Here is a 23,518-nt window from a genome sequence, read left to right as displayed (position 1 = left end):
GTGCCGGTAGTCACCCTGCCCTACACTGCCGGCCCGCCGCGTACGGAGCGCCCCTTGAAGACCTACGACCGCGCCTATTTCGACCGCTGGTATCGCCAGGCCGATGGCAGCAAGGCCTCGCGGTCCCGGTTGGACCGCACCGTCGCGCTGGCCGTGGCCTCGGCAGAAGCCTTCCTCGGGAGGCGCCTGCGCACGGTGCTCGACGTGGGCTGCGGCGAAGGCCATTGGCGTGCACCCCTGCTGGCGATGCGCCCGGGGCTGCAGTACCTCGGCCTCGACGCCAGCGAGTACGCGGTGCAGCGCTTCGGCCGCACGCGCAACCTGCACTGGGCGCGCTTCGGTGACCTCGCCGCGCTACGCCCCTGCCCGCCCGTCGATTTGCTGGTCTGCGCCGACGTGCTGCACTACGTGCCCGACGGCGAGCTGAAAGCGGGCCTGCCCGGCCTCGCCGAACTCTGCGGCGGCGTCGCCTTCATCGAGACCTACACCGCCGAGGACATCGCCGGCGACGACGTGCAGGGCGATTTCGACGCCTTCATCGCCCGCCCGGTGAAGGCCTACCGGCGCGCCCTCGAACGCGTCGGATTCACCTTCCTCGGCCAGCAGTGCTGGCTCTCGCCGGCGCTGGCCGGGCAAGCCACGGCGCTGGAGCGCGCGTGAGCCCCGTCGCCGACTTCCGGACGCTGACGCCGGAAGCGGTGATCGACGCCGTCGAATCGCTCGACCTGCGCGCCGATGGCCGCGTGCTCGCCCTCAACAGCTACGAGAACCGCGTGCTGCGCGTCGGGCTCGAGGACGCGGCGCCCGTGGTCGCGAAGTTCTATCGCCCGGCGCGCTGGAGCGATGCGCAGATCCGCGAGGAGCACGCCTTCGTGCGCGAACTGCACGACGAGGGGCTGTCGGTGGTCCCACCCCTGGCCTTCGCCGGCGAAACGCTGCACGCGCATGGCGCACTGCGCTTCGCGCTGTTCCCGCTGCAGGGCGGGCACGCCCCGGAGATGGACCGCGCCGACGTGCGGCTGGCGCTCGGCGAAACGCTGGGGCGCCTCCATGCGGTGGGCGCCCGCCACCCCTTCCGCCGCCGCGAAGCGCTGTCGATCGACACGCTGGGCTGGGCCTCGCTGGACACCCTGCTCGAAGGCCCGTGGATCGAGCCCGCGCTGCATGACAGCTTCGAAGACGTGGGCAGCGCCCTGCTCGACGCCGTGGAAGAGCGCTTCGCTGAAATGGAAGGCATCGGCCAGCGGCGCCTGCATGGCGACCTGCATCCCGGCAACGTGCTGTGGCGCGACGACCGGCCGCACCTCGTGGATTTCGACGATGCGCGCACCGGCCCCGCCGTGCAGGATCTCTGGATGCTGCTCGATGCCGAGCCCCGCCGACGCGAGACGCAACTGAAGGACCTGATGGCCGGCTACGAACGCTTCTGCGAATTCGACCGTGGCGAGCTGGCGCTGGTGGAAGCGCTGCGTGCGCTGCGCATCGTGCACTTCCATGCGTGGATCGCCCGGCGCTGGGACGACCCGGCCTTTCCTGTCGCGTTCCCGCAGTTCGCTGACCGCACGCATTGGGAGCGCGTGTTGGGCGAGTGGCGCGAGCAGTTGGCGGTGCTGCGCGAGGCTTGAACCCGGCGACGGAGTACGGCCCAATCGAGCCGACCCCGTCGACGAGCCCGCCATGCGCCATTCGACCACCGCCCTTGCCCTGCTCGCCCTTGCAGCGTCGGCGGCCGCCGCCACGCCCGCGACGACCCCGCGCACGATGGACGAGATCCTCGCCGCGGCCCCCGCAGAACACTGGCGCACGCCCGACCCCGAGAACGTGCTGGTGATGACGCTGGACGCGGGGCGCGTGGTGATCGAGCTTTCGCCCCACCACGCGCCCGAGCACGTCGCCAACCTGCGCACGCTGGCGCGCGAGGGCTATTTCGACGGCCTGACGATCAACCGCTCGCAGGACAACTTCGTCGTGCAGTGGGGCGACGCCAACGGCGAGGATCCCGCCAAGGCGAAGCCGCTCGGCGCCGCGAAAGCCGCGCTGCCCGCCGAATTCAGCACCCCGATCCGCGAGGGCCTCGCCTTCACCCGCCTGCCCGACGTCGACGGCTGGGCGCCACAGGTCGGCTTCAGCGCCGGCTTCCCGGTCGGCCGCGACCCGCAGGCAGGCACGCAATGGCTGGCGCACTGCTATGCGACGGTTGGCGCCGGCCGCGGCAACGCGCCGGATTCGAGCAACGGCACCGAGCTGTACGTGGTCATCGGCCAGTCGCCGCGCCAGCTCGACCTCAACATCACCCCCGTGGGCCGCGTACTCGAAGGCATGCACCTGCTCTCCGCCCTCCCGCGCAGCCTCGCGCCCGGGGGCTTCTACACCCAGCCCGCGCCGCGCACGCCGATCCGCCGCATCGCGCTCGCCGCGGCCCTGCCCGCGGCGGAACGGCCTCGACTGCAGGTGATGGACACGGCCAGTGTGAGCTTCGACGCCCTCGTGGAAGCGCGTCGCAACCGCGCCGACGCCTGGTACCTGCGCAAGGCCGGGCACATCGACCTGTGCAACGTGCCGATCCCGGTGCGGGAGGCTTCGGAGCGCTGATCGGCAAGGGTGCCTGAACGGGGCGTGACAAGGCATAATCGGGAGTCGTTTCCGCTCCCGAGGGTGTGACCATGCTGGACGTTGGTGCTTCGATCCCGGACTTTTCGCTCAAGGCCAGTGACGGCCGCATGGTCAGCGCCGAGGGCCTGCGCGGCCAGCGCTTCGTGCTGTACTTCTATCCCAAGGACGACACGCCGGGCTGCACCACGGAAGCCTGTGGTTTCCGCGACAACCTGCCGCGCTTCGCCGGCATCAAGGTGCCGGTGTTCGGCGTGTCCGCCGACAACGACGCCTCGCACCAGAAGTTCGCGGCCAAGTACCAGCTGAATTTCCCGCTGCTCGCCGACCCGGAGCTGACGCTGCTGAAAGCGATCGGCGTCTGGGTGCAGAAGAGCATGTACGGCAAGACCTACATGGGCGTTGCGCGGGCCACGTTCGTGATCGATGCCGAGGGACGCATCGAGAAGGTGTGGCCGAAGGTGAGTCCGGACGGCCACGCCGACGAGGTGCTCGCCTATCTGGGCGCTCCGGCCGCCAAGAAGGCGGCTCCGGCCAAGAAGGCGGCTCCGGCCAAGAAGGCGGCCCCGGCCAAGAAGGCGGCTCCGGCCAAGAAGGCGGCTCCGGCCAAGAAGGCGGCTCCGGCCAAGAAGGCGGCCCCGGCCACAAAGGCCGCTCCGGCGAAGAAGGCGGCTCCGGCCAAGAAGGCGGCCCCGGCCACAAAGGCCGCTCCGGCGAAGAAAGCCAAGCGCTGACGTGCCGACGGGGTGGGTTCGCACCCCGCGAGGCTTCCCCCCCGCGACGGCATGTGCCAGCCTGCCGTCGCCCTCTAGCGGAGCCCTCTGTGAGCCTGATCGACCGCCTGAAGCGCTTCCTTGCCCAATCCACGCCCTCGGGCAACCCCGAAGACGCCGTCAATCGCTCCGAGCTGGAGAACGAAACGAAGGCGGCGCCCGGCGGCGTCGAGCGTCGGCTCCACGATCGCCGCAACGCGCGCGAGGGCACCCGCGCGCTCATCATCGACGACTCGGCCACCGTGACTGCGGCGCTGGCGCGGATGCTGCTGCAGAACCGCTACCAGCTCGACACCGCCGGCGACGCGGAAAGCGGCCTGGCCAAGATCGCGGCGAACCCGCCGGAAATCATCTTCCTCGACATCGTCCTGCCGGGCATCAACGGCTTCGAGGCGCTGCGCCGCATTCGCCGCGACCCGGTCGGCAAGGACATCCCGGTGATCATGATGTCGGGCAACGAGCAGGCCACCGAGCAGTTCTACGCCCAGCGCATCGGCGCCGACGACTTCATGAAGAAGCCCTTCTCGCGCTTCGAGGTGTTCGCGCGCGTCGAGAAGCTGCTCGACGGCGAAGCCGCGCCGAAGCGCGGCGGCTGACCCGCGCCCATCGAGGCCCTCCGCGAGCGCGTCGGGCCCCGGTTCTCAATCCAGCATCGGCAGGTCGAGACCCTTCTCTTTCGCGCAGGCCTTGGCGACGGCGTAGCCGGCGTCGGCGTGGCGCATCACGCCGGTACCCGGGTCGTTCCACAGCACGCGGCCGAGGCGCTGGTCCGCCGCCTCGCTGCCGTCGCAGACGATGACCACGCCGCTGTGCTGCGAGAAGCCCATGCCCACGCCGCCACCGTGGTGCAGCGACACCCAGGTCGCACCCCCGGCCACGTTGAGCATGGCGTTGAGCAGCGGCCAGTCGGACACGGCATCGGAGCCGTCGAGCATCGCCTCGGTCTCGCGGTTCGGGCTGGCCACGCTGCCGGAATCGAGGTGGTCACGGCCGATCACGATCGGCGCCTTCAACTCGCCATTCCGCACCATCTCGTTGAACGCCAGCGCCAGGCGGTGGCGGTCGCCCAAGCCCACCCAGCAGATGCGCGCCGGCAGGCCTTGGAACGCGATGCGCTCCTTGGCCATGTCGAGCCAGCGGTGGAGGTGCGGGTCGTTCGGGATCAGTTCCTTCACCCTCGCATCGGTCTTGGCGATGTCTTCCGGATCGCCGGAGAGCGCGACCCAGCGGAACGGGCCGATGCCGCGGCAGAACAGCGGCCGGATGTACGCCGGCACGAAACCCGGGAAGTCGAAGGCATCGACGCAGCCGGCTTCCTTCGCCATCTGGCGGATGTTGTTGCCGTAGTCGAAGACCGGGATGCCCTGGTCCTCGAAATGCAGCATCGCCTCGACGTGCAGGCGCATCGAATGCTTGGCCGCTTCGACGACGCGCTCGGGCGCGTGCTTCTGCTCGTCGAGCCAGCGCTCCACCGTCCAGCCGGCCGGCAGGTAGCCGTGCAGCGGGTCGTGGGCCGAGGTCTGGTCGGTGACGGCGTCCGGGCGCACGCCGCGGCGCACGAGTTCCGGGAGGATCTCCGCGGCATTGCCGAGCAGCGCGACCGAGCGCGCCTTGCCTTCGGCGCAATAGCGCTCGATGCGCGCGAGCGCATCGTCGAGGTCGGAGGCCTGCTCATCGATGTAGCGCGTGCGCAGGCGCATGTCGATGCTGCTCTGGCGGCACTCGATGGCGAGCATGTTGGCGCCAGCCATGGTGGCGGCCAGTGGCTGCGCGCCGCCCATGCCGCCCAGGCCCGCGGTGAGGATCCATTTGCCGGTGAGGTCGCCGCCGAAATGCTGGCGGCCCATCTCGGCGAACGTCTCGTAAGTGCCCTGCACGATGCCCTGCGAGCCGATGTAGATCCACGAGCCGGCCGTCATCTGGCCGTACATCGCGAGGCCCTTGGCGTCGAGCTCGTTGAAGTGCTGCCACGTGGCCCAGTGCGGCACCAGGTTGGAGTTGGCGATCAGCACGCGCGGCGCATCGGGGTGCGTGGGAAACACGCCGACCGGCTTGCCGCTCTGCACGAGCAGGGTCTGGTCGTCCCCGAGCCGCTCGAGCACCTCGACGATGGTGTCGAAGCTCGCCCAGTCGCGGGCCGCGCGGCCGATGCCGCCGTAGACCACCAGCGAGGTCGGGTCCTCGGCCACGTCGGGGTCGAGGTTGTTCATCAGCATGCGCAGCGCGGCTTCCGTGAGCCAGCTCTTGCAGCGCAGGGTGCTACCGCGCGGGGCGCGGATGACACGGGAGGGGTCGTGGCGGGAGAAAGCCATGGCGGACGTCCGGAAGCGGTAGGCGCGCATTGTAGGCGACGCCCGACGGGGCGCCGGCCAAAGGCGTCATCAGAGGCCGCGGAACCGCGGAAGCGCGGCCTTGCTGACGACGAAGCGCTCGCTGCGCCCCTTCAGCCGCAGCATGCCGCGTCCGAGCTCGTCCCGGTGCAGGATGTCGATCGCGGCAACGCGCACGATCAGGCTGCGATGAACCTGCCAGAACGCATCGGGATCGAGCTGCGGCATCAGCTCGCGCAACGTCGCACGGATCACCGCATCGCCATGCGGGGTCAGCACGCGGGTCATCTTGTCCTCCGCGTGGAACGCCTGGACGTCGTCGATGCCGAACACACGCACCGTATCGCCGAGACTCGCGCTGATCCAGCGCAGCCGGGACCGCTCCGCGCCGCGAAGCAGTGCCGCCAGGGCGGTGAGATCGAGGCCTGGGGCGACGTCCCTCCCGGCGTCTCGGCCGGGTCGCCAGCGCGCGATCGCACGCTCGACGCGTGCCTCGCTCAACGGCTTCAGCAGGTAGTCCAGCGCCCCCTGGTCGAAGGCTTGAACGGCGTGTGCATCGTAGGCGGTGGTGAACACCACGCCCCCTCCCCGCGCGATCACCCGCTCCGCCACCACGAGACCCGACGCACCGGGCATCCGGATATCGAGAAAGGCGAGATCGACCGGATGCGCCTCGACCTGTTCGAGGGCGTCGAGGCCGTCCTCGGCGACACGAACGCGCGCCGCGGGCCAAAGCCGCGCAAGCATCGCGCACAACGCTTCGCGCTGCGGGGCCTCGTCCTCGGCCACGAGGACCTCGACCGGCGTTGCGCTCATGCCGGGCCCTCGCGCCAAGGCAGACGCAGGCGCGCCAGGCAGCCACCGGCCTCGCGGGACGACACCTCGAGCGAGGCGGTGCTGCCGTGGGCCGCCTCGAGCTGGGCGCGCACGTTGGCGAGGCCCACGCCGGCACCGAGCCCCGGACGCAATCCGACGCCATCATCGGCCACCTCGACCACCAGAAGCCCCTCCTCCCGCCGGGCCTCGATCCGGATCTTGCCCTGCCCGCGCGATGGCTCGATGCCGTGCTTCACCGCATTCTCGACGAGGGTGATGAGCAACAGTGGTGGGAACGGCTGCGCGCGCGCGAGGGCATCGGCGACCACCTGCACCGCAAGGCGCCCCCCCAGTCGCAACCGCATCACCTCGAGGTAGCTTTCGGCGACCGAGAGCTGTTGTTCCAGCGTGCTTTCCGGGAGCGCGGCGCCGACGGGGGACGCCGGCATGGTCGCTCGCAGGTGCGCCGCCAGTGCGTCGAGCGTGGCCTCGGCACGCGCCACATCGCTGCGCACCAAGGCGCGGACCGAGGCGAGGGTGTTGAAGAGGAAGTGCGGCTCGACCTGCGCCTGCAGAACGGCCAGCCTCAGCTCCGCCTCGCGACGGGCACGCGCCATCTCCGCGATGGCGCGGTGCTGACGCGCCTCCCGCCACTGTCGCGACTCGCGGTAGTAACCGGCCAATGCGAGGCCGCCACCGAGCGCGAAGTAGAGGCCGATGCCAATGCCGATGGCGGTGGCCTGAACCCATGGCGCGACGGCGCGCGCCTGCGCCTCCCGTGCACTGGCCGCGAGCGCCGGCGATCGGGTTTCCATGGCCGGCCGGATCTGGGCCTCGATGTGGGCCGATCCAACACGGTCCACGACGAAGGCGATGCCCATGCCCACGAGCACCGCCAGCACCACCGCGACGCGCTCACGCTCGATCGGCCAGCGGGCGTAGCGCACCAGACCGGCCAGCGCGGGCCCGGAGAAGGCCATCACCAGCATGCTGCCGACCAGCCAGCCGCCGGCGACCAGCCCGGCCTCGAGACCCGGCCCGGCCACGGCGGTACCGAGCGCCGACAGCCCGGCCAGCGCCGTCAGCACGATGCCGAACACCACCAGGCGTCCCGTCAACCAGCGCGCCGAGAACACCGGCCAGCGCCGGTAGCGCAGCGTGCCGCGCAGCCAGCTGCCGCCGACATCCTCGGGCAACGGCCTGTCGAGGGGAACGTCGACGGCACTCACTGGCGCTCGCCGCGCATCACGCCGCCGCCTTGGGCCAAGCGGAGCGCCACCACCGCGCCATCCGCGGCGCGCTGGAAATCGATGCGGATGCCGAATGCCGCCGCTTCGAAACGATCCGGACCCGCGGGCACGAGCGGAAAGGCCCCCTGCCCCGTGGCCTGCGCCATCAGCGTCGCGCCGTCGAGAGATACGCGCAGGGCGAAGCCCGGCTGCAGGGCGTAGTCCCCGACGTAGGCGCCCAAGGCTTCGGCGCTTGGCGCAATCGCCGCCGGGCCATCGCCCGCGTCAGCGACGCGCGTCGCCCGCAAGGCCCCGCCGCCCTGCACCCAGGTGAAGGCGAGGCCGGAGGGGTCCGGCCTCATCAGCGCGTCGAACGCGGCCGGGAAGAAGTCACCGCGGCTGTCCTGGCGCATCGCGAAGGCCGGCTGACCCGGGACCTGCACCCAAAGCACCCCATCGCGCCCGGAGAGCGTCATCGCCATCCCGTTGGACAACCGGTATTCGCCGACCAGCGCGGCCAGGGCCTCGACCGGCGTCGCGACGATGGCTCGGGGTTTGCCCACCGGGATGGACGCATCAAGCAGGGGCAGGACGGCGTCACCCAGGCCGCCGAGGTTGGCCAGGGAGGTATCCGCCAGGGCGACCACCGCGCGGTCGCGCTCGGTGTCGATGGCGATGAAGCTCGAGAAGCCGCCGGTGCCGCCTTCGTGCACGAGCAATGGGCGACCGTTCAGCGGGGCACGCATCCATCCCAAACCCATGGGCTGGCCGACCGTCGACTGCTCGGCGTGGGTCGCGACAACCGCCTTGACCGCGACCGCATCGCCGCGTCCGAGCTGGGCCTGTGCGTAGCGAACCATGTCGTCCAGCGTCGAGCGCACGCCGCCCACGCCCGCCAATGACGGGCTGAAGCGCCACGCCGGCACGACCACGCCACCGGGTCGATGCCCCGTCACGTCGCGCACGCCGTCCGGAAGCGCGGCGATGCCGGTGCTGGCCATGCCGAGCGGTGCGAACAGCCGTTGCTGCAGGGCGGCATCGAGATGCCCACCGCTGGACTCGGCGACCACCGCGGAAAGCAGCATGGCGCCGAAGTTCGAGTACGCCCAGGCCTCTCCCGGCGCACTGGCCAGTTCGGTGATGCCCAGGGCCCGGAACAACGCGTCGGTCGTCAGGTCGGCATAGGGGTCGGCGGGATTCGCCGGCCGCAGGCCCGGCGGCAGCGGAGGCACGCCAGCGGTGTGCGTGGCGAGCTGGCGAAGCGTGATCGCACGACCCTCGCGCTCGGGCACCGGCGTCCCCTCCGGCACGTACCGCGACAGCGGTGCGTCGAGATCCAGGGTGCCTTCGGCCGCGAGCGCGGCGGCCACGGTCGCGCTCATGGTCTTGCTGATCGAGCCGATTTCGAAGGCGCCGCCGAGCCCGTCGGCGCGCTCCGGGTCGACGCAGTAGCGCCCGGTTTCGACGCGTTCGCCGTCGATCGCCGCGGCGACCACGCAGGCGGCCGTCCAGTCGCCGTCGAAGCGCTGGGCCAGCACCTCGTCGACGCGCCCGGCATGGGCGGGCCAAGCGAGCAGCGCGGCGAGCGACAGGGTGATGCCGGTGGCGAGAAGCGTCATGGTGGTGCGCATCGTAGGACTCCGCAGCGGGGAATGGTGCGGAACAGGCTGACGCAGCCGCCACGGCACCGTGCGTCCGTGCGACGAAACGGCGGATGGCGCCGACGGAGCCCCGATGCGGCGCGATGAGCGGATTGCCCGCGCCACCATGCCATGGAGACTGGCGAAGCGGCACGCTGCGCGCGATTCTTCAGCCGACGTCCTCATGAGCCACGCGCCGTCCCTGCTCTTCGCCCTGTTCCTGCTGCTGGTGTCGCCCCCCACCGGTGCCGCGGCGCCGAACCCGGCCCGCGATCGCACCGAGCCCCGGGTCATCCTCATCAGCATCGATGGGCTGCACCCCGACGACCTCGCCCGGCAAGCGCCGCCCACCCTGCAGCGCTGGCGCGCCGAGGGCGCCCACGCGGCGTGGATGACCCCGGTCTATCCGACCCTGACGTTCCCGAACCATTACACGCTGGTGACGGGCCTCGTCCCGGACCGGCATGGCCTCGTCCACAACCGGATGATGGATGCTGCCCTCGGCCCGTTCCGCCTGTCGCTGCGCGCCGCCGTCGCCGACGGACGCTGGTGGGACGAGGCGGAGCCGATCTGGGTGACGGCGCGGCGGCACGGCCTGCGGAGCGCGACGATGTTCTGGCCGGGGAGCGAGGCGCGGATCCGTGGCGTCCGGCCCGACGACTGGCTGCCCTACGCCGGCGACATGCCCCACGAGGAACGCGTCCGACGCGTGCTGCGCTGGCTCGATCGTCCTCCGGCCCGCCGCCCGCACCTCATCACGCTGTACTTCTCGGCCCTCGACGAGGCCGGACACGCCAAGGGTCCGGGCAGCCCGGAAGCGGTTGCGGCCCTGGCCGACATCGACGGGGCGCTGGCCCGCCTCGAGGCGGGCCTGCGACGCCGCGGCCTCTTCGACGCGGTGGACCTGGTCGTCGTGTCCGACCATGGCATGGCGTCGGTGGACGTGGCCCACCCGCGGCGGCTCGACGCCAGCGTCCCGCTCCACGACGACGAAGTGGTGACCACCGGCCAAGTCGCCGGCATCGCCCCGCGGCCCGGGCGCTCCCAAGCCGTCGCCGCAGCGCTGCTGGGCCGGCACGACGATTTCCAGTGCTGGCGCAAGGGGGACCTGCCGCCATCGTGGCGCTATGGCAGGCACCCTCGCGTCCCGCCGATCGTGTGCCAGGCCGACGAGGGAATCCACCTGGTCGCCGGGGACGCGGCCCGCACCGGCGCCATCAGCCCCGGGGCCCACGGCTATGCCCCGGCACTGCCGAGCATGCGCGCCGTGTTCCTCGCCCGTGGCCCCCGCATCGCCGACGGCGTGGCGCTACCGCCGATCGATGCGACGGACGTCCATCCCTTCCTGCTCGCACTGCTTGGCCTCCCGCCCATGACGGGCGACGGCGAGCCTGGCGCGACGCAAGCGGCGCTTCGCCGTTGATCAGCGCTCGGGGCGCGGGGGCGGTGTCGCCGCGGGATCGCTGCGCATCGCGGCCTTGACCAGCAAGTGCGCCGACACCGGCGCGGTGACGAACACGAACAGCGTGACCAGGAACTCGCGGCCGGTGAAGCCGCCGTGCCACGCGAACCATGCCATCGAGGCGATCAGCGACAGACCGATGCCGAGGGTGCTGGCCTTCGTCGGCCCGTGCAGCCGCTTCATGAAGTCGCGGAGCTTCGCCAAGCCCCAGGCGCCGACCAGCGCGAAGGCCGCGCCAGCCACCAGCAGCGCTGCGACTGCCGCATCCAACCAGACCGGCATGGGGCTCATTCGACGACGCTCCCGCGCAAAAGGAAGCGCGATGCCGCCACCGTGCCGACGAATCCGAAGATCGCGATCAGCAGCGCCGCCTCGAAGAACACCGGGTCGCCGAGCGCGATCCCGAACACGATCAGCAGGGCAAGGGCGTTGACGTAGAGGGTGTCGAGGGCGAGCACGCGGTCAACGAGGGCGGGCCCGCGCAGCAGGCGGTAGAACGTGAGCAGCAGGGCCAGGGCAAAGGCGCCACCCACCCAGGGCAGCACGGCGGCGGTGATCATCGGAAGATCTCCCTCAGGGGCGCTTCGTAGCGCGATTTCACCTCGGCGGCGACCGCCGCGGGGTCGTCGGCATGGAACGCGTGGACGAGCAGCCAGCGCCGATCCTCGCTGACGTCGCAGCTGAGGGTGCCCGGCGTCATGGTGATGATCGAGGCGAACACGGCGACGCCTTGCGGCGACGCGATGTCGAGCGGAACCCAGACGTAGGCCGGATGGATGCGCGCCTCCGGCCCGAGGATGCGCAACGCGATCTCGACATTCGCCTTGACGATGTCATGGAGCACCACCAGCGCGAGCTTCGCCGCGACCGTTGGCGAGGCGAGGCGCGGCGGCGCGATTGCCGGCGCCGGCAGAAGACGCGGCAGGCCGATCGCAAGGATCGCGGCGAGGACGAGATGGCCGTTCGAATAGCCATTGAGCAGCAGCCAGAGCGCCGCGATGACGAGGCTGGTGACGGGGTGAGGGATCAGGGCGCGCATCAGCGGGGCACCGTCGTGGGCAGCGGGTCACGACCGAGGACCGCCTCCCGGTACATGGTGGGGTCGGACAGCTGGGCGGCGCTGCCGGCGACGTAGCGCGTGAGGTCGGACGCCATCACCGCGGTGGCGGTGACGGCGAAAACCAGCATCAGCATCGCGACGCGCTCGCCGAGCGCCAGCACCGGCGCGGCTTGCGCCGGGTTTCTCGGCGTCGCCACCGCGGGCACCTGCCAGAACAGCCGACTGCCCGCGCGCGCGAGTGCGACCAGGTTCAGCAGGCTGGTGCCCAGCACGACCGCCCACAGCACCACGATGGCACCCGTGGGCTCGGCATAGGCCAGGAGCAGGCTCTTGCCCAGGAAGCCGCCGAAGGGAGGCAGGCCGGCGGCAGCCATGGCCAGGATCGCGAAGAAGCCACCGAGCCACGCCGACCGCGCCATGCCCGCCACGCGGCCGAGGGCATCGCCCCCGTCGCGATGGCGCCGCACCCAGTCGGCGAGGAGGAAGAGCGCCGCGGCGGCCAGCGTTGAATGCACGAGGTAATAGAGGCCGGCCGCCAACGCCACGTCGGTTCCCTGCCCGATGGCCATGAACAGCACGCCGGCCGAACCGACGACGAGGTAGCCGAGCAGGCCGCGCAGCGTGGGCGACGCGATGGCGCCGAGTGCGGCGAGCGTGGCCGTGCCGGCGCCGGCCCAGAAGAGCACGGGTTGGACGAAGCCGGCCAGCGCGCCCGCGTCAACGCCGAACACCAGGCCGAAGACGCGGATGACGGCGTAGAGGCCAAGCTTGGTCATGATCGCGAACAGGATGGCCGCCGGCGCCGATGCCGCGGCGTAGGTCCTGGGCAGCCAGAAATACAGCGGCAGCAGCGCGGCCTTCAGCGCGAACACGATGAGCAGGAGCCAGCCGCCGGCTTCGACCAGCGGGCGCTGGGCCTCGGGCAGCGCGACGATGCGCGCCGAAAGATCCGCCATGTTCAGGGTGCCGAGCACGGCGTAGAGCACGCCCACGGCGAACAGGAACAGCGCCGAGGCGACGAGGTTCAACACCACGTAGTGCAGGCCCTGGCGGAGCCGCTCGCCGCCCTGCCCGTGCAGCAGCAGGCCGTAGCTGGCCGCCAGCAGCACCTCGAAGAAAACGAACAGGTTGAACAGGTCGTTGGTGAGGAAGGCACCGCACAGGCCCATCAGCTGGAACTGGAACAGCGCATGGAAGTGCGGGCCGCGCGCGTCGTCGCCGGCGCCGGCGAACAACTGGCTGGCGAGCGCCAGCGGCACGAGCAGGCCGAGCATCAGCACCGCGAGGCGGTCCGCGAGGAGAACGATGCCGGCGAACGACGGCCAGTTGCCCAGCTGGTACACGACCAGCCCCTGGTGTTCGACGGCCAGGCCGAGGCCCAGCACCACGAGGCCGAGGACGAGGGTGGAGAGCAGCGACAGCGTGCGCCGGTAGGCCAGCGGGGCGCGATGCAGCACGACCAGCGTCGCACCGGCGAGCAGCGGAACGATGACCGGCAGCGCGGCGAGGTGTGTGGCCATGCCGCTCATGCGCGCGGCTCCCGGCCGTCGATATGGTCGGTGCCATTCGCGGCACGCGCCTGCATCGCCATCACCAGCATCACCGCCGTCATCGCCATGCTGATGACGATGGCGGTGAGGACGAGCGCCTGCGGCAGCGGATCGGCGTAATGGTCCAGGACCGGCGATACGCCGGGCTTGAGGATCGGCGTGCCGCTCGTGGCCAGGCGCCCGGAGGCGAACAGGAACAGGTTGACGGCATAGGACAGGAGCGTCAGCCCGAGGATGACATCGAACGTCCGCAGCCTGAGAAGCAACCAGAACCCACCGGCCGCCAGCACGCCGATGCCCGAAGCGAAAAGGAACTCGAGGCTCATGCCCTGGCCTCGGTGCGATACAGGCGGATCAACAGGAAAAGCATCAGCAGCAACGACCCCGAGACGGACATGTAGACACCGATGTCGAAACCCATGGCGCTGGCGAGGGGCACCTTGCCCAGCCACTCGCCGATGTACGGCACAGGCAGCACCGCGTAGGGCGTGCTGCTCGTCAGGAACGGATGGCCGAAGCTGAATGCGCTGAGACCCGTGGCGGCGGCGATCAGGAGTCCCCAGCCGATCCAGGCCGTCCAGTCATTGCGGAACTGGCGAATGGCCAGCTCCCGCCCGCCGCCCATGGCCTGCAGGAATACGGCACCCACCAGGGCCAGCGCCGCGACGAAGCCACCGCCGGGCGCGTTGTGCCCGCGGAGGAACACGTCGAGCGAGACCGCGATGCCCAGCGGCAGAAGCCATTGCGATGACTGCTGGAGCATCAGCGATGGCGTCCCCGAGGGACCCGCCGGCGTCACCTGGGGTTGCAGCCTCGCATTCTGCAGCAATGCCGCGACGATCAAGGCCGCGATCCCCACGACGGTGATCTCGCCGAGCGTGTCCATGGCCCGGTAGTCGACAATGATGACGTTGACGACATTGAGCCCCCCGCCTTCGCTCTGGCTCGTACGCAGGAAGTACTCCGAGACGGAGGCCACGGGCTGGGTCATCATCGCGTAGGCCAAGGCACCGAGTACCCCGCCGCCCGCGACGGCGAGGAGCGCGTGGATCCCCTTCCTGACCGGGCCGCGCTCCTCGGGCGAAGCCTGTGGCAGGTAACGCAGGGCGAGAAGGATCAGCAGGATCGACAGCGATTCGACCATCAGCTGCGTCAGCGCGAGATCCGGGGCGGAGAGGAAGACGAATGCCAAGGACACCGCGAGGCCGATGGCGCCGACCACGAGCACGGCGAACAGCCGCCGGCGGAAGCCTGCCGCCACGGCGAGCGTCGCGACGACGACCACGGCCCACAGCGCCCACGCCGCGGCGCCGGCGGGCTGCGTTTCCCGCCCACCCAGGGTGCCCTCCCCGGAGAACGCCACCATCCCCGCGACGATGGTGGCCGCCAGCGTCCAGCCGAGGTAGGCCGGCAGCCGACCGCTCTCCAGGGCTCGGGTGACGAGCCCCGCCGTGGCCACGAGCAGGCCGATGGCGAGCTCGAACGCCCGCTTTCCGAACGAGGCGCGGGGGTCGGCGCGCAAGGCGCCGATCCGGTGCAGGAACGCCCATAGGGCGATGCCGCCCACGAGCCCGATCACGCTCATCAATAGCGGCACGTTGAAACCGTGCCAGATCGCCAGCGTGTATTCCGGCAGCGGGCCATTGAGCGCGCCCTGCGCGCCGACCGCCAGCAGCTCACCGATCGTCAGGTTCGGCAGCAGGCCGACCGCCAAGACGATCAGCACCAGCACTTCGACCGGAACGCGCATGAAGCGCGGCGGCTCGTGCGGCGTGCCATTGACGCACTTCGGCTCGCCGCCGAAGAACACGTCGTGGATGAAGCGGATCGAGTACGCCACGGAAAAAGCCGCCGCAAGGACCGCGAGCCCCGGGATGAGCAGGTGCAAGCCCGCCACGGTCGGGACGTTCAACGTTTCCGCCAGGAACATCTCCTTCGACAGGAACCCGTTGAACAAAGGCACGCCAGCCATGGCCAGCGATGCCGCGATCGCGAGCGCGGCGGTGACGGGCATGTACTTCGCAAGGCCATTGAGGCGGCGGAAGTCGCGCGTGCCGGTCTCGTGGTCGATGATGCCGGCGGCCATGAACAGGCTGGCCTTGAAAGTGGCGTGGTTCAGGATATGGAACACGCCCGCGACCAGCGCCATCTCGGTGCCCATGCCGAACAGCAGGGTGATCAGGCCGAGGTGGCTGATGGTCGAGTAGGCCAGCAGTCCCTTGAGGTCCTGCTGGAAGATGGCGATGAACGCACCGATGAGCAGCGTGGCCAATCCGACGCTGCTGACGATCAGGAACCATTCGTCGCTGCCTGCCAGCGCCGGGTGCAGGCGCGCCAGCAGGAACACGCCGCACTTCACCATCGTCGCCGAGTGGAGGTAGGCCGACACCGGCGTGGGCGCCGCCATCGCGTGGGGCAGCCAGAAATGGAACGGAAACTGCGCGGACTTGGTGAAAGCACCCAACAACACGCAGAGCAATGCCGGCACGTACAGCGGGTGGGCCTGGATCTTGGCGGCCGACGCGAGGACGACGTCGAGCTCGAAGCTGCCGACGATTCGGCCGATCATCAGCACGCCGGCCAGCAGGGCAAGGCCTCCCGCGGCGGTGATCGTGAGCGCCATGCGGGCACCGCGGCGGGCGGCACGCTCGCCGTTCCAGAAACCGATCAGCAGGAAGGACGCTATCGAGGTCAGCTCCCAGAACACCACCATCAGCAGCAGGTTGCCCGAGACGACGACGCCCAGCATCGCACCCATGAACAGCGAGAGGCTGGCGAAGAAGCGCCGCGGCGGGTCGTCGTCGGCGAGGTACCAGTACGCGTAAAGGACAACCAGGGCACCGATGCCGAGCACCAACAGCGCGAACATCCACGCGAAGCCGTCGAGGCGAAGCGAGAACGCGAGTCCGACTTCCGGCAGCCACGGGGCGCTGAACCGGGGGACGTCGCCACCGAAGACGGCCGGGGCCAGCGCGAGAAGCGCGCCGAATCCGACCAGTGCGCCGCCACCGGCCAGCGCTGCCGACATCCGCCGGCCAGCGCGCGGCATCAGCGCCAACAGAAGGGCCGCAACGAAAGGCGCTGCGAGCAGCAGGGGCAAGAGCAGCAAGGGAGCGTTCGACATGGGGCAGCATTATGCCCGGGTGGAGGAGAGGTGAACGATGACGCCGGCGCAACCCGCGGCTTTGCTAACCTCCTGGGCCTTTGGAATCGACACCCCCGCGCCCGGCATGACGCCCGCTCCCCTTCCCATGCACGAGACGATCGCGCCTTCCACCAGCCGGTGGGCGCTGGCGGCGTTGGCCCCGCTGACGCTGTTCGCGGTCGTGCTGTGGCAGGCCTTCGTCTACCGGGGCGACATCGCCTTCTCGTGGGCCTGGGCGCCGGCGGTCGGCGTGGAGGCCGCATTCAACATCGACGGCCTCGCCTTGCTGATGCTGGCGCTGATCGGAGGCATCGGGACCTTCGTGTTCGTCTACGCCGGTGGCTACATGGCCGGCATGCCCCACCGCGGCAGGCTGTTCGCCACCCTGATGGTCTTCATGGCGGCCATGGTCGGCACGGTGACCGCCGACAACCTGATCCTGATGCTGGTGTTCTGGGAGGCGACGAGCCTCACCTCGTTCCTCTTGGTCGGTTTCAAGCACGACTACGAGTCGGCGCGGAAATCAGCCCAGCAGGCCTTGATCGTGACGGCGGGCGGCGGCTTGTGCCTGCTGGCGGGTGCCCTGCTGCTCGGAGAAATCGCCGGCACCTATTCCATCAGCGCGTTGCTGGCGCACGGGGCGACTTGGGTCGGGCATCCCACCACGCCGGTGGCGATGCTGTTGATCGGGCTGGGCGCTTTGACCAAGTCGGCGCAGTTGCCTTTCCACTTCTGGCTGCCGAACGCCATGGCCGCGCCGACGCCGGTGTCGGCCTACCTGCACTCGGCAACGATGGTGAAGCTCGGCGTCTATCTGCTGGCGCGCTTCGACCCGGCGCTGGGGGAGAAGGCATGGTGGAGCCAGCCGCTCGTGGCCCTCGGCGCGCTGACGGCGTTCTGGTCGATGCTGCTGGCGCTTCGCGAGCGTGACCTCAAGCGAATCCTCGCGTGGTCGACCGTGTCGGCCCTCGGCACCCTGGTCATGCTGATCGGCCTCCCCGGGGCCGCCCCACCCGGTGCGGTGGCGGCCTTCCTGCTGGCGCATGCCTTGTACAAGGCGCCGCTGTTCTTCGTGGCAGGCAACGTCGACCACTGCACGGGCACCCGCAACATCGATCGCATCTGCGGCCTTGCGCCGCACATGCCATGGACGGCCGCGGCCGCGGCGCTGGCCGCGGCGTCGATGGCGGGCATGCCATTCTCGCTGGGCTTCGCGGCCAAGGAGCTCATCAAGGCCGCCAAAGCCGACTCCGAGGTCTGGGCATGGGTCAGCTACAGCTGCGTTGGCGTCAGCATGATCGCCGTCGCGGTGGCGGGCGTGGCGGCGTTCCGCGTCTTCTGGCACCAGCGTTCGTCGACGACCCTGCCGGAAATCCATGAAGCGGCCTGGGCCATGCGCTGGCCGCCGCTGATCGTTGCCGCCCTCGGCATCGTGCTCGGGCTCTTCCCGGGCATCGTCGCGCCGCTGCTCGATTCAGCGGCGGATGCGATGCGCGCGGCGGCGGCCATCGATGAGTCGATGCCCGACCTCGACGTCTCGATGGCCGGCACGGTGGTGCTGACCTTGGCAAGTGGCCTGCTGCTCTACGCGCTTTGGGACCGCGTGCACGACGTCATGGACCGGGCGCTGGGTGCACTTGAGCCGGCGTCGATGCTGGCATGGTACGGCCGACTGATGGCGGCGATTCCCGCCCTCGCCGCCGCGATCACGCGGCGAGTGCAGCCGGGAGGCCTTGATGCGACGCTCGTCTTTGCCGCAGCGACCGCCGCCATGGGACTGGCGCTGGCCGCGTGGCTCATCGACCCGGCGCCACTCGCCGGCCTCCCGCTGCTGCCCGAAGGGCTCGGGCTGACCGTCGCGACGATGCTGCTGGTGATGACGTCGGCATTGACGCTCCTGCCCCGGTCCCCGCTGCTCTTGCTGTTGCTCGCCGGCTTCGCCGGCCTTGCGTCGGCTGCGCTGTTCCTGTTCGCAGGCGCCCCCGACGTGGCCTTCACCCAGTTCACGGTCGAGGTGGCCTACATCGTCGTGGCGTCCGTGCTGATCATCCGATTCACCCGAGGCCGCGTGACCTCCTCCCGCGCCGGCGACCGGCGGGCAACCCGGGCGTTGATCGCCATCACGGCCGGCCTCGCCGTCGCGGCGCTCCTCGCCGCCACGACCGCCGGACCGCAGGACGATGCGCTCGCGTCGTACTTCGGCCGGGTGAGCGTGCCGGAGGCCCATGGCCTCAACGTGGTGAACGTCATCCTCGTCGACTTCCGCGCCGTGGACACGTTGGGCGAAATCGCCGTCGTCGCTGCGGCCGCGCTGGCCCTGATGCCACTCCTGCGCCGCCTGTTCCAGCGCCGGCGCCGCCCAGGAGGCGCAGAATGACCCCCGTCGATCGCCGCGCGCCCGTGCTTCTCGACGAGGCCACCCGCGTGCTGGTGCCGGTTGTGCTTCTCGCCTCGGTCTGGCTGCTGTTGCGCGGCCACAATGCCCCGGGCGGCGGCTTCATCGGCGGAATGGTCGCCGTCGCGGCGACGTCGCTGCTGGCGGTGACCCGCGGCGCCGAAGCAGCCCTGGCCTTCCTGCCCCTGGGGCCGATCCGACTCGCCTGCCTCGGCGTCCTCGTCGGCCTGGCCGCCGGGCTGCCGGCGCTGTTCCTCGGCGCGCCGTACATGACCCATCTCTGGGGAGAACTGATGGGACTGAAGGTGTCGACGGTGCTCGTCTTCGACCTCGGGGTCTACCTCGCCGTATGGGGCGGGCTGGGTGGGCTGTGCGCCATGGCGCTCGGCCTCGAGGAGCCGGACGCATGAGCTGGCTGCTGCTGATGGGTGTTGCCTCGCTGACGGCTGCGGGCGTCTACCTCCTGCTGTCGCGCGACCTGCTGCGCAGCGTGGTCGGCCTCACTTTGCTGGGCACCGCGATCAACCTCGTCCTGTTCACCAGTGGCCGGGTTGGCCCGATCCAGCCGCCCATCGTCCCAGAGGGCCTCGACGCCCTCGCCGATGCCGCCAATCCGCTGCCTCAGGCGCTCGTGCTAACCGCCATCGTGATCGGCTTCGCGCTTGCCTGCCTGGCACTGGTGCTGGCGGTGGCGCTTCGCGAAGACGAGGGCACCGACCGCGTCGATGCGCTGCGCGGCACCGAACCGGGCGAGGGCCCGGACGGCAAGCCGCTGCCCTTCCCCGCGGATGCTCCCGCTCCGGCAACGGGCAACGACCCGGAGCCGCGGCGATGAGCGCCGGTTTCGCTGCCATGGACGCGCTGGTGGCTGCACCGCTGTTGCTCCCCTTGGCTGTCGGCCTGCTTTGCGGACTGCTGCCGGATGCGTGGGTGCGCACGACCAGCCTCGTCGGTGCGCTGGCCTCCCTGGCCGCGAGCACGGCACTGCTGGCCGTGGTGGCGACGGCGGGGACGCAATCGACCGGCTTCGGCGACTGGGATGCCCCCTTCGCGATCGCCCTGGTCGCGGATCCGCTGGGCGCGTCGATGGCGGTCGTCGCGGCCCTGATGGGCGCGGGCTGCATCGCGTTCCAGTGCAGCGGCATCGACGCCGCCGAGGAATCGGCCAGCCTTCACCCGCTGCTGCACCTGTTGCTGGCCGGCGTCGCCGGGGCGTTCCTCACAGGGGACCTGTTCAATCTGTACGTGTGGTTCGAGCTGATGCTGGTGGCGGCCGTCGGCCTGTTCATCCACCAGCGCGGCCGCTTGCTCCAGGAAGCCGGCTTCAAGTACTTCATCGTCAACGCGTTCGGCACGCTCGTCTTTCTGGCCGCGATCGCTTGGGTTTACGCCCGCACCGGCCATCTCAACTTCGAGGCGCTCGAAGTCGCGCTCGGCGCCCTGCCCGCGCACGAGCAACTGGCGCTGGCGGCGGCATTGGCGCTCGGATTCCTGTTGAAGGCCGGGGCCTTCCCGCTGTTCGGCTGGCTGCCCGCGAGCTACCACGTACTCCCCACGCCGATCCTCGCGCTGTTCGCCGGACTGCTCACCAAGGTGGGCGTCTACGCGATCCTTCGCGTCTGGGGTGACGTGATGCCCGGGCTCGCGCCCCCGGCGAACGAGGCGCTGGGCTGGGTGGCGGTCGCCACCATGGTGGTCGGCGTGCTCGGCGCGGCGTTCCACTGGGACATGCGCCGGATCCTCGCATTCCACATCGTCAGCCAGATCGGCTACATCCTGCTGGCCATCGCGCTCGGCGCCGGCGAAGGCCACGCGGCCGCGACCTTCTACACGATCCACCACATCATCGTGAAGGCCAACCTGTTCCTGGTCGCGGCGCTGATGGTGCATGCCGGCGGCGCTTGGGATCTGCGAAACGCCGGCGGACTGTGGAAGTCCCACCCATGGCTCGGGTTGCTGTTCCTCGTGCCGGCCCTGTCGCTGGTCGGCATCCCGCCCCTGTCCGGGTTCTGGGCGAAGCTGCTGGTCGTGCGCGAAGCCTTCGCCGGAGGCCACGTGGCGTGGGCCGCGGCGGCGCTGCTGGTTGGTTTCCTGACCCTTTACTCGATGATGAAGATCTGGATCGAGGGCTTCTGGAAGCCGCGACCGACGGACGCCGCCGGCACCGTTCCGACCCGCGCAACGCGCTTGCCCCTCCTTGCCGTCGCCACCTGCACGACACTGGCGGCGATCACCGTGGCGATCGGCCTCGCGCCCGACGCCCTGTTCCGGCTTGCAAAAGCCGCCTCCGCCGCCATGGGAGCGCCGCCGTGACACGTCCCGCCATCGCCGTGGTGCTGCTCATTCGCTTCGTCGGACAAGTGCTGGTCTCGGGCGTCGACACGGCGTGGCAGATCCTCCGGCCCGACCAGCGGCCGAAACCCATCTATATCCGCATGGCTTATGGGCGCATGACGCCGCGTGGCGCCGCCGTGCTCGGCAGCCTGATCACCCTGACGCCCGGCACCACCACGCTGGATATCGATCCAATCCGCCGCGAACTTCTGCTGCACATGCTCGATGGCACGGACCCACGAACCGCGGTGGCCGGCATCCGCCGTCACTTCGAAGCGCCCCTGCTGCGCCTGTTCCCGGAGCACGACCATGCCTGACGCCGCCAACGCCGCGACGTGGATCGCCGCCGCCGCCGTCCTGGCCGTCGTGCTGGCGATCTGGCGCATCCTGCGTGGCCCGACCGCCGCCGATCGCGTGGTCGCGCTCGACATCGTCTTCTCCGCCAGCCTCGCTCTGGTGGCGGCGATGGCCTTGGCCACGGGCCGCGTCCTGTTCCTCGATATCGCCATCGGCCTCGCCCTGGTGGGCTTCGTGGCGACCGTCGTTTGGGCGCGAGTCGTGGAGCGCGCCGGAGGCCGGCCATGAGCATCGACGAGGTGTTGCCGACGTTGGCCGGTATCAGCCTGCTGGCCGGGCTGGCGATGCTCGTGATCGCCGCGATCGGCCTCTTCACCCTGCCCGATGCGCTGTCGCGACAACACGCGGCCACGAAGGCCGGCACGCTTGCCGTAGGCTTCGTCCTGCTGGCCGTCGGCCTGTGGAATCCGAGCTGGGCCTGGTGGTGGCGTGTTCTCGCCATCATGGGCCTGTTGATGACCACCCTGCCGGTCGCGTCACACCTGCTCGCCCGGGCGGCGGTAGCCACGGATCCCGACGCGCCGGGGAAGGACGACGCCCCCCGCATCGACTAGCCGCGCGTATCGACCCGCTCGTCGCTGCCGATCTTCTGGGTGGTGCGGGACACGAGCCAGTCCACCACGGCACGCAGCGCGTCGTCATGCCCCGCCCCGCCATCGCGGGCCTGCTGGTAGGCCTGGAGCTGCGCATGCGCACTACTGCCGCGCGCCAGCAGCGTGGGCAGCCGACCCAACACACGGTCCGCGCCAAGCGCGGCGCGATCGGGCGCGGTCAACGCCAACAGGTCGTCCAACCACTCGGTCAGCGGCCGGACGCGGCCGTCGCGCTCGTCGATGAATTGCGCCTCCATGCCGTCGCGCTTCGCGCGCCAGCGGTTCTCGTCGATGACGCGCCGGGTATGCCCGTCGTAGGGCACCGCGAGCGACGGATCGCGCACCAGGGCGCGCACGAGGCAGCGATAGAGCGCCGCGATGATCAACGTGTCCTCCGCACGCGTGCAGGCATCGGCGATGCGAAGCTCGAGGGTCGGGTACCGCAACGCCGGGCGGATGGCCCACCAGAGGAAGCTGGCATCCCGCAGGGCTCCCGCCTGCACCAGACGCGAAACGAAGGCGTCGTAGTCGGTCTGGTCGCGGAAGAATTCGGGGATCCCGGTGCGGGGCCACTCGTCGTAGGCCGCCTGCCGGTAACTCAACAGCCCGGTGACGTGGCGGTTCCAGAAGGGCGACGACGTCGACAGCGCGAGGAACACCGGCAGCCAGCGCATCACGCCATTCATGACGACCACGCGATCGACGCCCGGCGGCACGGCCACGTGCACGTGCAGGCCGCACAGCACGTTGCGTCGGCCGACGATGCCGAAATCCGCCATCAGGCGCGCGTAGCGCGGCTTTTCCGTGGCCTCGAGGCCGGACCAGTGCGAACTGGGATGGGTGCCGGCAGCGACGAGCCGGTAGTTCATGGCCTCAGCGACGTCGGCCAATCCGGAACGGCAGGCATCGAGAGTGCGGGCCGCCTCGTCGAAGTCCGACAGCACCCGCGTCGCCACCTCGATCTGCGACTGCAGCAGCTCCGGGGCGACGACCTCGCCGAGCCGGGCTCGGCAGGCGTTGAGGTAAGCCTTGGGCACCCGTGCCATCAGGCCGCGGGTTCGCGGACTGACCAGGAAGAACTCCTCCTCGATGCCGAAGGTGTAGGGAAAATCGATGCTCATGCGGGTACCGGGGACGGGGCCCGGCACCGTAGTCAGTCGCGGCCTCCGGCGCGTTAACACCGCGTCCGCGGATCGTTCAGGGGCCGTTGACGCCCGCGCCGCG

The 23,518-nt window shown here is 70.5% G+C and carries 24 protein-coding genes; 13 read left to right on the top strand and 11 right to left on the bottom strand.

The window, feature by feature from the left end; translation table 11 throughout:
- The first annotated feature begins 54 nt into the window (after window positions 1-54).
- From ACYVAK_RS07210 to ACYVAK_RS07190, 5 genes are all read left to right on the top strand, one after another.
- Window positions 55-660: a class I SAM-dependent DNA methyltransferase gene (locus tag ACYVAK_RS07210; RefSeq protein ID WP_461059406.1), complete on the top strand. Its 606-nt coding sequence runs from the start codon at window positions 55-57 to the stop codon at window positions 658-660.
- The gene (locus ACYVAK_RS07205; RefSeq protein ID WP_461059404.1) at window positions 657-1,625 is read left to right on the top strand and encodes a serine/threonine protein kinase; all 969 of its coding nucleotides are present in this window, start codon (window positions 657-659) and stop codon (window positions 1,623-1,625) included. Before ACYVAK_RS07210 ends, ACYVAK_RS07205 begins: the two co-directional genes overlap by 4 nt.
- 52 nt (window positions 1,626-1,677) lie before the next feature.
- On the top strand, window positions 1,678-2,592 hold the full coding sequence (locus ACYVAK_RS07200) for a peptidylprolyl isomerase (RefSeq protein ID WP_461059402.1): 915 nt from the start codon (window positions 1,678-1,680) through the stop codon (window positions 2,590-2,592).
- Window positions 2,593-2,663: 71 nt separating this feature from the next.
- Window positions 2,664-3,344, top strand: a complete 681-nt coding sequence (gene bcp, locus ACYVAK_RS07195; RefSeq protein ID WP_461059400.1) for a thioredoxin-dependent thiol peroxidase — start codon at window positions 2,664-2,666, stop codon at window positions 3,342-3,344.
- Window positions 3,345-3,433: 89 nt separating this feature from the next.
- Window positions 3,434-3,979, top strand: coding sequence for a response regulator (locus ACYVAK_RS07190; protein WP_461059398.1), 546 nt, complete (start codon window positions 3,434-3,436; stop codon window positions 3,977-3,979).
- A gap of 45 nt (window positions 3,980-4,024) precedes the next feature.
- Here the strand turns inward: ACYVAK_RS07190 and hutU are convergent, their stop codons facing one another.
- From hutU to ACYVAK_RS07170, 4 genes are all read right to left on the bottom strand, one after another.
- Window positions 4,025-5,695 (bottom strand): urocanate hydratase, encoded by a 1,671-nt coding sequence (hutU, locus tag ACYVAK_RS07185; protein ID WP_461059396.1) that lies wholly within the window; start codon window positions 5,693-5,695, stop codon window positions 4,025-4,027.
- Between the two features lie 69 nt (window positions 5,696-5,764).
- Entirely contained in the window at window positions 5,765-6,529 is a 765-nt protein-coding gene (locus ACYVAK_RS07180) for a LytR/AlgR family response regulator transcription factor (RefSeq protein WP_461059394.1), read from the bottom strand.
- Complete coding sequence (locus ACYVAK_RS07175; RefSeq protein WP_461059392.1) at window positions 6,526-7,758, bottom strand: sensor histidine kinase; 1,233 nt, start codon at window positions 7,756-7,758, stop codon at window positions 6,526-6,528. The genes ACYVAK_RS07180 and ACYVAK_RS07175 overlap by 4 nt, the downstream gene beginning before the upstream one ends.
- Complete coding sequence (locus tag ACYVAK_RS07170) at window positions 7,755-9,389, bottom strand: serine hydrolase (protein ID WP_461059390.1); 1,635 nt, start codon at window positions 9,387-9,389, stop codon at window positions 7,755-7,757. The genes ACYVAK_RS07175 and ACYVAK_RS07170 overlap by 4 nt, the downstream gene beginning before the upstream one ends.
- A 193-nt stretch (window positions 9,390-9,582) precedes the next feature.
- Between ACYVAK_RS07170 and ACYVAK_RS07165 the strand changes: the two genes are divergently transcribed.
- The gene (locus tag ACYVAK_RS07165; RefSeq protein ID WP_461059388.1) at window positions 9,583-10,821 is read left to right on the top strand and encodes an alkaline phosphatase family protein; all 1,239 of its coding nucleotides are present in this window, start codon (window positions 9,583-9,585) and stop codon (window positions 10,819-10,821) included.
- Here the strand turns inward: ACYVAK_RS07165 and ACYVAK_RS07160 are convergent, their stop codons facing one another.
- The 6 genes from ACYVAK_RS07160 to ACYVAK_RS07135 are packed head-to-tail and all read right to left on the bottom strand — an operon-like array spanning window position 10,822 to window position 16,594.
- Window positions 10,822-11,151, bottom strand: coding sequence for a Na+/H+ antiporter subunit G (locus ACYVAK_RS07160; protein ID WP_461059386.1), 330 nt, complete (start codon window positions 11,149-11,151; stop codon window positions 10,822-10,824).
- A complete protein-coding gene (locus ACYVAK_RS07155; RefSeq protein WP_461059384.1) occupies window positions 11,148-11,420 on the bottom strand; it encodes a K+/H+ antiporter subunit F in 273 nt (90 codons plus the stop codon). The genes ACYVAK_RS07160 and ACYVAK_RS07155 overlap by 4 nt, the downstream gene beginning before the upstream one ends.
- On the bottom strand, window positions 11,417-11,899 hold the full coding sequence (locus ACYVAK_RS07150) for a Na+/H+ antiporter subunit E (RefSeq protein WP_461059382.1): 483 nt from the start codon (window positions 11,897-11,899) through the stop codon (window positions 11,417-11,419). Before ACYVAK_RS07150 ends, ACYVAK_RS07155 begins: the two co-directional genes overlap by 4 nt.
- Complete coding sequence (locus ACYVAK_RS07145; RefSeq protein WP_461059380.1) at window positions 11,899-13,440, bottom strand: monovalent cation/H+ antiporter subunit D; 1,542 nt, start codon at window positions 13,438-13,440, stop codon at window positions 11,899-11,901. Before ACYVAK_RS07145 ends, ACYVAK_RS07150 begins: the two co-directional genes overlap by 1 nt.
- A gap of 5 nt (window positions 13,441-13,445) precedes the next feature.
- A complete protein-coding gene (locus ACYVAK_RS07140; protein WP_461059379.1) occupies window positions 13,446-13,796 on the bottom strand; it encodes a Na+/H+ antiporter subunit C in 351 nt (116 codons plus the stop codon).
- Entirely contained in the window at window positions 13,793-16,594 is a 2,802-nt protein-coding gene (locus ACYVAK_RS07135; RefSeq protein WP_461059378.1) for a monovalent cation/H+ antiporter subunit A, read from the bottom strand. Before ACYVAK_RS07135 ends, ACYVAK_RS07140 begins: the two co-directional genes overlap by 4 nt.
- A 127-nt stretch (window positions 16,595-16,721) precedes the next feature.
- Between ACYVAK_RS07135 and mbhE the strand changes: the two genes are divergently transcribed.
- The 7 genes from mbhE to mnhG are packed head-to-tail and all read left to right on the top strand — an operon-like array spanning window position 16,722 to window position 22,255.
- Window positions 16,722-18,992, top strand: a complete 2,271-nt coding sequence (gene mbhE, locus ACYVAK_RS07130; RefSeq protein ID WP_461059377.1) for a hydrogen gas-evolving membrane-bound hydrogenase subunit E — start codon at window positions 16,722-16,724, stop codon at window positions 18,990-18,992.
- Window positions 18,989-19,420, top strand: coding sequence for an MnhB domain-containing protein (locus ACYVAK_RS07125; protein ID WP_461059376.1), 432 nt, complete (start codon window positions 18,989-18,991; stop codon window positions 19,418-19,420). Before mbhE ends, ACYVAK_RS07125 begins: the two co-directional genes overlap by 4 nt.
- Window positions 19,417-19,845 (top strand): NADH-quinone oxidoreductase subunit K, encoded by a 429-nt coding sequence (locus ACYVAK_RS07120; protein WP_461059374.1) that lies wholly within the window; start codon window positions 19,417-19,419, stop codon window positions 19,843-19,845. Before ACYVAK_RS07125 ends, ACYVAK_RS07120 begins: the two co-directional genes overlap by 4 nt.
- Window positions 19,842-21,323, top strand: a complete 1,482-nt coding sequence (locus ACYVAK_RS07115; protein ID WP_461059372.1) for a proton-conducting transporter transmembrane domain-containing protein — start codon at window positions 19,842-19,844, stop codon at window positions 21,321-21,323. The genes ACYVAK_RS07120 and ACYVAK_RS07115 overlap by 4 nt, the downstream gene beginning before the upstream one ends.
- Window positions 21,320-21,661, top strand: a complete 342-nt coding sequence (locus tag ACYVAK_RS07110; protein WP_461059370.1) for a Na+/H+ antiporter subunit E — start codon at window positions 21,320-21,322, stop codon at window positions 21,659-21,661. Before ACYVAK_RS07115 ends, ACYVAK_RS07110 begins: the two co-directional genes overlap by 4 nt.
- On the top strand, window positions 21,654-21,929 hold the full coding sequence (locus ACYVAK_RS07105; protein WP_461059368.1) for a monovalent cation/H+ antiporter complex subunit F: 276 nt from the start codon (window positions 21,654-21,656) through the stop codon (window positions 21,927-21,929). The genes ACYVAK_RS07110 and ACYVAK_RS07105 overlap by 8 nt, the downstream gene beginning before the upstream one ends.
- Complete coding sequence (gene mnhG, locus ACYVAK_RS07100) at window positions 21,926-22,255, top strand: monovalent cation/H(+) antiporter subunit G (protein ID WP_461059366.1); 330 nt, start codon at window positions 21,926-21,928, stop codon at window positions 22,253-22,255. Before ACYVAK_RS07105 ends, mnhG begins: the two co-directional genes overlap by 4 nt.
- On the opposite strand, the gene ACYVAK_RS07095 is transcribed toward mnhG, so the two are convergent.
- Window positions 22,252-23,415: a carboxylate-amine ligase gene (locus tag ACYVAK_RS07095; protein ID WP_461059364.1), complete on the bottom strand. Its 1,164-nt coding sequence runs from the start codon at window positions 23,413-23,415 to the stop codon at window positions 22,252-22,254. The genes mnhG and ACYVAK_RS07095 overlap by 4 nt on opposite strands.
- Between the last annotated feature and the right edge of the window lie 103 nt (window positions 23,416-23,518).

The sequence above is a fragment of the Silanimonas algicola genome (assembly GCF_054777375.1).
Note: the sequence above shows the minus strand (reverse complement) of the source record. Positions and strands in the feature narration are given on the sequence as shown.